Annotated in this window: 10 protein-coding genes; 7 read left to right on the top strand and 3 right to left on the bottom strand. The window is 72.3% G+C overall.

What is annotated here, in order from left to right; translation table 11 throughout:
- Positions 1-83 precede the first annotated feature (83 nt).
- From HW445_RS07955 to HW445_RS07940, 4 genes are all read left to right on the top strand, one after another.
- Complete coding sequence (locus HW445_RS07955; RefSeq protein ID WP_180220313.1) at positions 84-1757, top strand: FAD-binding dehydrogenase; 1674 nt, start codon at positions 84-86, stop codon at positions 1755-1757.
- An 85-nt stretch (positions 1758-1842) separates the two neighbouring features.
- Positions 1843-2295, top strand: coding sequence for a DUF6098 family protein (locus HW445_RS07950; protein ID WP_180220312.1), 453 nt, complete (start codon positions 1843-1845; stop codon positions 2293-2295).
- 153 nt (positions 2296-2448) lie between these two features.
- Positions 2449-3825, top strand: coding sequence for an NAD(P)/FAD-dependent oxidoreductase (locus tag HW445_RS07945; RefSeq protein ID WP_180220311.1), 1377 nt, complete (start codon positions 2449-2451; stop codon positions 3823-3825).
- Positions 3822-6101: an FUSC family protein gene (locus tag HW445_RS07940; RefSeq protein WP_180220310.1), complete on the top strand. Its 2280-nt coding sequence runs from the start codon at positions 3822-3824 to the stop codon at positions 6099-6101. Before HW445_RS07945 ends, HW445_RS07940 begins: the two co-directional genes overlap by 4 nt.
- A gap of 56 nt (positions 6102-6157) precedes the next feature.
- Here HW445_RS07940 and HW445_RS07935 read toward each other — a convergent pair whose 3' ends face one another.
- On the bottom strand, positions 6158-6589 hold the full coding sequence (locus tag HW445_RS07935; RefSeq protein ID WP_151773939.1) for a hypothetical protein: 432 nt from the start codon (positions 6587-6589) through the stop codon (positions 6158-6160).
- A gap of 349 nt (positions 6590-6938) precedes the next feature.
- Between HW445_RS07935 and HW445_RS07930 the strand changes: the two genes are divergently transcribed.
- Positions 6939-7385 carry a cyclic nucleotide-binding domain-containing protein gene (locus HW445_RS07930; protein ID WP_151773940.1) on the top strand — a complete coding sequence of 149 codons (447 nt, stop codon included), beginning with the start codon at positions 6939-6941 and terminating at the stop codon, positions 7383-7385.
- Positions 7386-7410: 25 nt separating this feature from the next.
- Here the strand turns inward: HW445_RS07930 and HW445_RS07925 are convergent, their stop codons facing one another.
- Together HW445_RS07925 and HW445_RS07920 are read right to left on the bottom strand one after the other, a co-directional pair.
- A complete protein-coding gene (locus tag HW445_RS07925; RefSeq protein ID WP_257230922.1) occupies positions 7411-8715 on the bottom strand; it encodes an MFS transporter in 1305 nt (434 codons plus the stop codon).
- A gap of 227 nt (positions 8716-8942) precedes the next feature.
- Positions 8943-9827 (bottom strand): RNA polymerase sigma factor SigF, encoded by an 885-nt coding sequence (locus HW445_RS07920; protein ID WP_151774188.1) that lies wholly within the window; start codon positions 9825-9827, stop codon positions 8943-8945.
- 467 nt (positions 9828-10294) lie between these two features.
- On the opposite strand from HW445_RS07920, the gene HW445_RS07915 reads away from it, so the two are divergent.
- The gene (locus HW445_RS07915; protein ID WP_180220309.1) at positions 10295-11149 is read left to right on the top strand and encodes a SigB/SigF/SigG family RNA polymerase sigma factor; all 855 of its coding nucleotides are present in this window, start codon (positions 10295-10297) and stop codon (positions 11147-11149) included.
- A 4-nt stretch (positions 11150-11153) separates the two neighbouring features.
- Positions 11154-11302, top strand: a 149-nt coding sequence (locus tag HW445_RS07910; RefSeq protein WP_180220308.1) for a DUF5133 domain-containing protein, incomplete at its 3' end; no start/stop codon positions are given.

Below are 11302 nucleotides of genomic sequence, written 5' to 3'. Positions count from 1 at the left end.
GCTCGGCGGGCGCGCGGCCGGCCCCGCGGGCCCGGCACGCACGCCGCACGACCGAGCAAGAACTGATCAGAGGGGACACCGTCATGGACGCGGACGTCATCGTCGTCGGAGCCGGCCTGGCGGGCCTGGTCGCCGCCCATGAGATCACCCGCCAGGGGCGGCGGGTCCTGCTGCTGGACCAGGAGAACCCCGCCAACCTCGGCGGCCAGGCGTTCTGGTCCTTCGGCGGCCTCTTCCTGGTCGACTCCCCGGAGCAGCGGCGGCTGCGCGTCAAGGACTCCTTCGAACTGGCGTGGAGCGACTGGCAGGGCAGCGCCGCCTTCGACCGCACCCACGACGAGGACTCCTGGGCCGTCCGCTGGGCCCGCGCCTACGTCGAGTGGGCGGCGGGGGAGAAGCGCTCCTGGCTCGACGGCCACGGCATCACCTTCCTGCCCACCGTCGGCTGGGCCGAGCGCGGCGACCTGACGGCGGGCGGCCACGGGAACTCGGTCCCGCGCTTCCACGTCGCCTGGGGCACCGGCACCGGTGTCGTCGCGCCCTTCGTCAGGTACGCCCAGCAGGCCTTCCAGGACGGGCTGCTGTCCTTCCGCCACCGGCACCGGGTCGACGAACTCGTCGTGGACCGGGGCGCCGTCCGCGGGGTGCGCGGCACGCTGCTCGCCGACGACGACTCCCCGCGCGGCGTCGCCTCCAACCGCGACGCGGTGGGCGAGTTCGAACTCACCGCCCAGGCCGTGGTGGTGACCAGCGGCGGCATCGGCGCCGACCACGACATCGTCCGCCGGTACTGGCCCGAGCGGCTCGGCACCGCACCGTCGAGCATGGTCACCGGGGTCCCCGCGTACGTGGACGGCAGGATGCTGGGCATCAGCGAGGCCGCCGGGGCCCGGCTGGTCAACCGCGACCGCATGTGGCACTACACCGAGGGCGTGCGCAACTGGGACCCGATATGGGCGGGCCACGGCATCCGCATACTGCCGGGCCCGTCGTCGGTCTGGCTGGACGCGCTCGGCCGCCGCCTGCCCGCGCCCTGCCTGCCCGGCTACGACACCCTGGGCACGCTGCGCCACCTGCGCACCACCGAGGACATCGCCGGGTACGACCACTCGTGGTTCGTCCTCACCCAGAAGATGATCGAGAAGGAGTTCGCTCTCTCCGGATCCGAGCAGAACCCCGACATCACCGCCAAGGACCGCAAGGCCTTCCTCAGGGAGCGCATCCTCGGCAAGGGCGCCCCCGCGCCGGTCGAGGCGTTCAAGCGGCACGGAGCCGACTTCGTGGTCGCGGCCACCGTCGAGGAACTGGTCGGGAAGATGAACGCCCTCACCGACAAGCCGCTGCTCGACGCGGCCGAGGTCCGCCGGCAGATCGAGGAGCGCGACCGTCAGCTGGCCAACCCGTACAGCAAGGACGCCCAGATACAAGGCATCCACAACGCCCGCCGCTACCTCGGCGACCGGCTCGGCCGGGTGGCCACCCCGCACCGCGTCCTGGACCCCGAGGCCGGACCGCTGATCGGCGTCAAGCTGCACGTCCTCACCCGCAAGACGCTCGGCGGCATCCAGACGGACCTGGACTCGCGCGCCCTCGGCCCCGACGGCGCCCCCGTCGAGGGTCTCTACGCGGCCGGCGAGGTCGCCGGCTTCGGAGGAGGCGGCGTCCACGGGTACAACGCCCTGGAGGGCACCTTCCTCGGCGGCTGCCTCTTCTCCGGCCGTGCCGCCGGCCGCGCGGCCGCCCGCGCCGTGGCCTGACCCGAGGAACGGCCTGACCTGCCGGAAGGTGGATTCCGTGCGCGGTCGCCGGGTACCCCGGAGTTCGACCGGGAGGTGATCACGCGTGGAATCCGCCGAACGGGACGGCCTGCCCGTCCTGCACACGCTCGACGCGCTCGCGGCACTCCTCGAGCGGCACGACGGGCTCTACCTGCGCTGGTCGAAGGGTCCGGACGTCGATCTCGCGCGGTCGTCCAGCAAGGACGAGCTGACGGGCATCCCCATGCCGGGACTCTCCGCCAACCCGCTGGACGTGGAGAGGTGGTGGGAGGACCGCCCGCTCCTCCTGTGGGCGGCACGGCGGGTCTACGACTACGAGCACCTGCCCCGGGAGAAGGGCCCGCAGGTCCGCCCCTGGGTCCTCAAGGGCACCGAGGCGGGCCGCGGCCCGGACAACGAACCGCTGGTCGTGGACGTCGAACCGCTGTGCTGGGTGGGCGACGAGGTGATCGAGGCGTCCCGCGCCGAGGTGGCCCGCCACCGCGAGGAGTGGGGCCCGCTGAAACGCGGCCGGTGAACCCCGCGGCGCCACCCGGACCGGTCCCGAGTGGCGAAAGATCCCGGAACGCGGTGGGATCAAAGGGTCCTTCGGGGGCATCCGGACCGTGTCGTTCCGACGATGCCGTGACATACGGGCACGGCCGATCAGCCGACCAGGAGCCGCAGAAAGGTGGCCATCGTGACACGACCCAGGATCCTGGTGGTGGGCGCGGGCTTCGCGGGAGTGGAGTGCGTCCGCCGCCTCGAGAGGAAACTCGGGCCCGACGAGGCGGACGTGACCCTGGTGGCGCCCTTCTCCTACCAGCTCTACCTGCCGCTGCTGCCCCAGGTGGCCTCCGGAGTGCTGACCCCGCAGTCCATCGCGGTGTCGCTGCGGCGCAGCAGCCGCTACCGCACCCGCATCATCCCCGGCGGCGCCATCGGCGTCGACAGCAAGGCGAAGGTCTGCGTCATCCGGACGGTCACCGACGAACTGATCGACGAGCCCTACGACATCCTGGTGCTCACCCCCGGCAGCGTCACCCGCACCTTCGACATCCCCGGCCTGACCGACAACGCCCGGGGCATGAAGACGCTCGCCGAGGCCGCCTACGTCCGCGACCACGTCATCCAGCAGCTCGACCTCGCCGACGCCAGCCAGGACCCGGCGGAGCGGGCCGCCCGGCTCCAGTTCGTCGTCGTCGGCGGCGGATACGCGGGCACCGAGACCGCCGCCTGCCTGCAGCGGCTCACCCACAACGCGGTCAAGCGCTACCCGCGGCTGGACCCCGGCCTGATCAAGTGGCACCTGATCGACATCGCCCCGAGGCTGATGCCCGAGCTGGGCGAGAAGCTCGGCGAGACCGCCCTGGGCATCCTGCGCAGGCGCGGCATCGAGGTCTCCCTCGGCGTCTCCGTCGCCAAGGCGGCGCCCACCGAGGTCACCTTCACCGACGGACGCGTGGTCCCCAGCCACACCCTGATCTGGACCGCCGGCGTGGCCGCCAGCCCGCTGATGGCCACCCTCGGCTGCGAGACCTCCCGGGGACGGATGGTCGTCGACGCGGAGATGAAGGCGCCCGGCTGCCCGGACGTCTTCGCCCTGGGCGACGCCGCCGCCGTGCCCGACCTCGCCAAGGGCGAGGAGGGCGCGGTCTGCCCGCCCACCGCCCAGCACGCCATGCGGCAGGGCAAGGTCGTCGCCGACAACGTCATCGCCCGGATCCGCAACCAGCCGCTGCGGCCCTACGTCCACAAGGACCTCGGCCTCGTCGTCGACCTGGGCGGCCTCGACGCGGTCTCCAAGCCGCTCGGCGTCGAACTGAAGGGCCTGCCCGCGCTGGCGGTCGCCCGCGGCTACCACTGGACGGCGCTGCGCACCGGCGTCGCCAAGGCCCGGGTGGCGACCAACTGGGCGCTCAACGCGGTGGCCGGTGACGACTTCGTGCGCACCGGCTTCCAGGCGCGCAAGCCCGCCACCCTGAAGGACTTCGAGTACACCGACGCCTACCTGTCGCCGGAGCAGATCCGGGAGCGCGTCGAGCGTCACAAGCTGCGCGAGGCGTGACGGCGGCGGCACGGGCGCGAGCGGGCTGGGCGGCCTTCCGCGACCGGGTCGCCGCGTCCGACCCGGGACTGCTGCGGCTCACGGCGGGGCTGCGCACGGTCAGCTCGCTCGCCCTCACCCTGGGCGTGGTCGGCGTGTTCGGCGCCCGGGTGGAGCAACTGGTCGCCGGCGCGATGGCCGCCATGGTGGCCACCTTCGCGGTCCGCGAGAAGGAGTGGCGGGGGCAGGCCCTGAGCCTGACGGCGGGCCTGCCCGTCGCCTGGCTGGCACTGACCCTGGGAACCCTGCTCAGCGGAACCTTCGTCGGGGTGGCCGTCTTCGTCGTGCTGATCTTCGGCGCGGTGTACTGCCGCCGCTTCGGCGACCGGGGCTTCGCCCTCGGCATGATCGCCTTCCAGTCGTACTTCCTCTCCCAGTTCCTGGGCGTCGGCACCGAGGGCCTGCTCGGCCTGTACTGGCCGGTCGGCGCCGGCTTCGCCTGCAGCGCGCTGATCCGGTTCGGCGTCGTCCAGGCCGGTCCGGAACAGGTCCTCGGACGGCTCCGGGCCGCGTTCCGGGCCCGCTTCGCCCAGCTGGTGAGCGCCCAGATCGACCTGCTGGACGCCGGACCCGACCAGATCGAGAAAGCCCTCGACCACGTCCGCGGCCGCACCGCCCGGCTCCACGAGACGGCCATGATGATCCAGGGCCGGCTCACCGAGGGCACCCCCGACGACCGGGCCGCCTCCCTCGTGCAGCGCCGCATCGCGGACGCCGAGATCGCCGCCGAGCGGCTGGGCCTGCTCATCCTCACCGCGCGCAGCGCCGAACGCGCCGACACCCTCACCCTGCACCTGCCGGGCGCCGTCCTGCCGGAGAGCGGCCTGCAGCCCGTCCGTGACCGCGCGGTCGAAGCCCTCCACCGCGACCTGCGGGCCCTGCGCACGCTGGTGCTGCGCTCCACCGACGAGCACCGGAGCACCGGGCTCAACCAGGTGCGCAACCGCCTCCTCGGCTACCGCGACGACGACAAGCTCCCCGCGCAGGCGTCCGCCGCCGTCCGCGACGTCTTCCGGGGCGTCGGCGAGGCGGCCCGCGCCGTGATGGGACTGCGGATCGCGCTCGGCGGGAGCCCCGCCGACGAGAGCGACGACAGCCCGGAGACCGCCCGCTCCCGTGAGGAGATCGAGGCCGAGGACGCCGCCATCGCCGGCGCCGAGACCGTGGAGGACGAGCGGGAGGAGGAACAGACCGGGCTCGACCGGCCCACCACCCGGACCGCCGTCCAGGTCACCGTCGGCTCGGTCCTCGCCATCGTCGGCGGCGACCTGCTCTCCCGGGAACGCTGGTACTGGGCCGTCCTCGCCTGCTGGATCGTCTTCGTCAACACCAGCTCCACCGGCGAGATCCTGGTCAAGGCGTACCGCCGTCTGCTGGGCACCATGCTGGGCGTCGTGGCGGGCATCGTGCTGGCGGGCCTGGTGGGGCAGCGGGTGGAGCTCGCCTTCGCCCTGGTGCTGGTCCTGGTCTTCCTCACCCACTACCTGGCGCGCCTGTCCTACACGCTGATGTCGTTCTTCGTCACGGCGATGCTCGGGCTGCTGTACACGCTGCTCAACACCTACAGCTTCGACGTGCTGGTGCTGCGCCTGGGGGAGACCGCGCTGGGCGCCGCCTGCGGACTGGCCGCCGCCGTGCTGATCCTGCCGGTGCGCACCGCGCACCGCACCGACGAACTCCTGGTGACCGTGCTGGAGCGGCTCGCCGACGTGACCCGGTCCGCGGTCCACCAGCTCAGCGGCGGGCCCCCGGCCGACCTGCTGGACCAGGCCCGCGAGCTCGACGAGGCGCTGGGCGACCTGCGCTCGTCGACCCAGCCGCTCACCCACCCGATCACCCCGATGCGGGGCCGGCGGAACACCGCGCGGTACGTGGTGGCCCAGCTGGAGACCTGTGCCTACCACGCGCGGTCGCTGGCGGCGACGGCCGAGCTCCTGCCGAGCCAGACCGCGATCGCGGCGGACCCGAGGCTGGCCGGGGCGGGGGAGCGGATCGTGCGCAACATCGAGACGATCGCCGCGCACGTCGAGGAGCGCAAGGACGCGGGCGAGCTGGAGTCCGGCGCCAGCATCGCCTCGCTGCTCGAGCCGGGCTCCTACGCCTCCCCCCGCTACGGCCGCGTCACCGACCGGGTGCTGCGGCACCTCGGACGGCTGGACGACGCCGTCACGGGCCTCGCGCGCCCGTTGCAGGTGCCCCTGCGGTCCCGGGCCCGGCAGGACCGCAAGGCGGCGTGAGGCACGCGACCGGGCCCCGGCGTGCGGCCGGGGCCCGGTGCGGTGGTCCACGCCGCTCAGAAGTCGGTGGGAAGGTCGCTCACCTCGGCGATGCCGCGCAGCTCCTCGTCCTCGCGCCGACGGCGCAGCAGGGAGTCCGCGATCTCGCGGCGGCGGTCCGGGTCGGCGGCGCTGGCCGCATCGGTGACGACTCGGATGGGACCCGTGTCCTCGTAGTCGAGTTCGATCAGGACGTTGTCGAGACGGCCGGTGACCGCTGCCGCGATCACCAGGGCGGCCTCGTCGCGGATCTCCTGCGGCACCGGGCCCTCGTCGGGGCAGTCGCCGTCCGGGCCGAGATCGGCCAGGTCGACGTCCTCACCGAGCGCCCGCAGCGCGGGCCGGACCAGACGGAGCAGGAGGTCGTATTCCTCGGGACTCAGGCGGAGACGCAGCAGGTCGAGGTAGAGCTCGACCGGTTCGCCGTCCGGCAGATGCGGTTCGCTCATCGGCCCCGGGTTCCCCGAGTGCGACGACGATCACATCTCGGCGGAAGATTCGCCCGAAGGGGTCAAGGTGGTTTAAGCTTCATACATACGACGCGTACTCGTCGTACCCTGTGCGGCCCCGACCGGTCTCCCCCGTCCGGTCGGGGTCTTTTTCTCTTCCACGCCCCGCGCGGTCCTGTTCCACGTCGCCCGCGGCTCGCCCGGCGTCGCCCCTTCCCCGGTTTCCCCGGGCCTTCACCGGCTTTGCCGACCCTTCACCCGTTCGAAGTGCTCTCCGCGGGGGGACCCGCTGACAATGGAGGGGTGGGGGAGGGGTGTCCGTGTCCGCCCGGCCGGCAGGAGCGCCGTGATGACCAAGCCGATCAAGTTGCTGACCGCGCTGACTCCGGAACGCAGGGAACGGCTGATGACCCTGGCGCGCGAGGTCTCGTTCCCCGAGGACGCCCCGATCTTCGAGGAGGGCGGGGTCGCCGACCGCTTCTGGGTGGTGCGTTCCGGGCGTGTCGACCTGTACCAGCAGGTCACGCAGTTGCGCCGGGTGACGGTGGCGAGCCTCGGGGCGGGGGACCTGCTGGGGTGGTCCTGGCTGTTCCCGCCCCACGAGTGGGACTTCGGGGCGGTGGCCTTCAGCCCGGTCCGCGCCTACGAGTTCGAGGCGGCCTCCGTGCTGGAGCTCTCCGAGGAGGACGTGGGCCTCGGCCTCTCCCTGATGCGGATCGTCGCCGAGATCCTCGCCTTCCGTCTCGAGTCCACCCGGGGCCAGCTCCTCGAGTCCTTCCAGCACGCCCGCCACTGACCCCGTGACGCCGCCGCCGGCCGCGTCAGACGCGGTAGCGGCGCAGCGCCGGCGTGACCACGGCGAGCCCCAGCGTCAGGAGGACCACGAGCGCCCCGCCTCCCACGACGGCCCACCGCGTCCCGGCCCCGGCCGCCGCCGTGCCGTGCAGGACGTCCGCGAGCCGGGGCCCGCCGGCCACGACCACCGTGAAGACCCCCTGCATCCGCCCGCGCATCTCGTCCGTCGCGGCCGACAGCAGGATCGCCCCGCGGAACACCATGGACACCATGTCCGCGACCCCGCCCGCCGCGAGGCAGGCGACGGCCACCCAGAGATTGGAGGTGAGCCCGAAGCCGATCACGGCGAGGCCCCAGCCCACGACCGAGCCGATCACCATCCACCCGTGCCGCCGCGCGCGTGAGAAGGTGCCGGAGAAGAGGCCGCCGATCACCGCCCCCACCGGGATCGCGGCGAACAGCAGCCCGAGGGCGTACTCCGGGCCGTAGGACCCGAAGGTCTCCTCCGCCATCTGCGGGAAGAGCGCCCGCGGCATGCCGAAGACCATGGCGATGATGTCCGCGACGAAGGACAGCAGCAGCACCTGCTGCATGCCGATGTACCGGAAACCGTCCACGACCTCCCGCACCCCGGCCCGCCGCGGCGCCCGCCCGTCGTCCAGCGGAGGCAGGGCCGGAAGCCGCCACACCGCCCACACCGTCGCGCACAGCGCCACCGCGTCGATCAGGTACAGCTCGGGCAGGCCCACGACGGGTATCAGCGCCCCCGCCATCAGGGGCCCGGCGATGAGGCCCGTCTGCATCACGGTGGAGCCCAGCGCGTTGGCCGCCGGCAGTTCCTCGGCGGGCACCAGCCGGGCGATGGACGCGGTCCGCGCGGGCGCGTTCAGTCCGAAGAAGGCCTGCTGGACGGCGAGCAGCACCATCAGCACGGCGACCGAGCCCAGCCCGGCCGCCGCCTGGGCCCAGAACAGCACCGAGGTGACGGCGATGCCGGCGTTGGTGACCAGCAGCAGCTTGCGCCGGTCCACGCTGTCGGCGACCGCGCCGCCCCACAGCGCGAAGATCACCATCGGCACCAGTCCGGCCAGGCTGGCGTACCCGACCCAGGCGGACGAGCCGGTGATGTCGTAGATCTGCTTGGGGACCGCCACCGCGGTGAGCTGACTGCCCACCGAGGTCACGATCGTGGACGACCACAGCCTCCGGTAGGCGGGCCGGCGCAGCGGGCGGGTGTCCATGGCGAACCGGCGCCACCCGCGGTCCGCGGCGGCCGGCGCAGGGTGCTCATCCGGCCCGTCGGCGGCCGCCCGCCCGGTCCCCTCCGCCAGCGGCGCCCTGTCCGCGGAGATGCCGTCCGCGGAGATGCCGTCCGCCGTGTTGTCCGCGTCGTCGCGATCCTCGACGCCGCTTCGACTGCTCGTGTCCACGTACTACCGCGCGCTCTCTCGATGGTTCGTACAACTATCGGTACGACGCAATCCTGCCTCATCCGCGGACCGCTGCGTACGCCGGTCCGCGGATGAGGCAGGTGAGGGGAGAGCCGTGCGGTGGGGGCTCAGGCCACCGAGGGGTCGAGCAGGCCCTTGCGGAGCTTCTTGATGATCCGGCTCAGCAGGCGGGAGACGTGCATCTGCGAGATGCCCAGCTCCTCGCCGATCTGCGCCTGGGTGCGCTCCTCGACGAAACGCATGTGGATGATCTGTCGGTCGCGCTCGTCCAGCTCGGCGATGAGCGGGGCGAGCGAGTGGAAGTCCTCCACCAGCTCCAGCGAGGCGTCCTCGGCGCCGATGAAGTCCGCCAGCACCGCCTCGCCGTCGTTGCCGCCGTCGCGGGTGAGCGCGGCGTCCAGGGAGGAGGAGGTGTAGCAGTTGGACGCCTTCTGGGCCTCCACGACCTCGGACTCCGGGAGCGACATCAGCTCCGAGAGCTCCCGGGTGGTCGGGGTGCGGCCCAGCCGGCTGCGCAGTTCCTCGGTCGCCCGGGCCAGCTCCACACGCGCCTCCTGCAGACGGCGCGGGACGTGGACGGCCCAGCTGGTGTCGCGGAAGAAGCGCTTGATCTCCCCCACGATGTAGGGGACCGCGAAGGAGGTGAACTCGACCTCGCGGGTCAGCTCGAACCGGTCGATCGCCTTGATCAGGCCGATGGTGCCGACCTGGACGATGTCCTCCATCGAGTCGTCGCGGCCGCGGAAGCGGGACGCGGCGTACCGGACGAGCGACAGGTTCATCTCGATGAGCGTGTTCCTGGCGTACTGGTACTCCGGCGTGCCCTCTTCCAGCACGGCGAGGCGGTTCAGGAACTCACGCGACAGTTCCCGGGCGTCCCGGGGGGCCACGGCCGACGGGTCCTCGATGTACGGAAGTCCCGCGGTCGTCTCCTCGGTCCGGACCTCCCACTGCGCCGTGGTCGTTGCCTCTCCCGCGGTCACGGCTGCCATGCTGTTCCTCTCTGATCGTCTGCAGTCTTCGAACACGCCGTACAGGTCGTCGAACAGATCCTGGTACACGCCGTATTCGTCCTCGTAGCTGCGTGCCACCCCTGTGCTCGGTGACAACGCTCGCCTGCCCCGAGCTTCGCTTCCTACTCCACCCGAAGGAAAACTTTTCTGTGAAGCGGATCTCATCAAGGGCTGACCAGCGCTTTCGCTCGAAGTGACCGCAAGTCGGCAGGGGGCCGACGCCGCGCGGGAGCCGCCCGCGTGCGCGGTGGGGTGGCGACAGTCACAATATTGGAGATCGAGGCGTTTGCCGTTCGACCCCTGGGGCAGGTGGGGTTTCGTGCTTCGGGCCGGATAAACGCGCCGCGGAACGGCGCCACCGCCCGGCATCCGAAACCTTCCCGGCGACCGTGGGCAGCGTTTCCGCGGCAGTTCCCTGACCCCCCACTGCTCAGGAGCTCAATCGCATGGTCATCGATATGTCGACAAGTCGCTCCGAAACTTCGCACACCGCCGCACAGCGGACCTCCGGTCGCAGGTCGCACGACGACGCGCCCGACACCGCGGCCGCCTTCGCCCGGCTCGCCGGACTCGGGGACGGGCCGGAGCGGGACGCCGTGCGGGAGGAGCTGACCGAGGCGTGGCTGCCGATGGCCCACCGCATCGCCAGCCGGTTCCGCGACCGCGGTGAATCCGTCGAGGACCTCAGGCAGGTCGCGGCGCTCGGACTCGTCAAGGCCATCGACCGGTTCGACCCCTCCCGCGGCGCGTTCGAGAGCTACGCCGTCCCCACCATCACGGGCGAGATCAAGCGCCACTTCCGCGACCGGATGTGGGCCCTGCGGGTCCCGCGCCGGGTGCAGGAACTGCGCAACAAGGTGCGGGTGGCGCGGCGCGAACTCACCCAGAGCCCGGGCAGCCCGGAACCCAGCACCGCGCGGATCGCCGAGTACGCCGGGCTCACCGAGGACGAGGTCGCGACCGGCATGGAGGCGCTGGAGAGCTTCAGCACCCTCTCCCTGGACGCCGAACTCTCCTCCGACGACGACGGCTACAGCCTCGCCGACACCCTCGGTTCCTCCGACTCCGCGTACGACGTGGTGGTCGACCGGGAGGCGGCGAAGGAGGGGCTGCGCCGGCTGCCCGAGAGGGAGCGGGCCATCCTCTACATGCGGTTCTTCGAGGACATGACACAGAACCGGATCGCCGACCGGCTGGGCATCTCCCAGATGCACGTCTCGCGGCTGATCAGCCGCAGCTGTGCACGGGTACGGGAGGAAGCCCTCGGCCAGGGCCTGCGAACCGCCTTCGCGAAGGAGTAGGCCGATGCTGACGCCCCACCCCGCGACCCTGCGCAAGCTCGTCGACGAGTACCACGCGCTGCTCGCCGAGGAGGCCGAGCGGGGTGGCCCGCGCACCGGCAGGCGGTCCGAGGACCTGGCCTACACCTTGTGCGTCTCCACCGGCACCCGTGA

The sequence above is a fragment of the Streptomyces sp. UH6 genome (assembly GCF_013421635.1).
GTDB lineage: Bacteria > Actinomycetota > Actinomycetes > Streptomycetales > Streptomycetaceae > Streptomyces > Streptomyces abyssomicinicus.
Note: the sequence above shows the minus strand (reverse complement) of the source record. Positions and strands in the feature narration are given on the sequence as shown.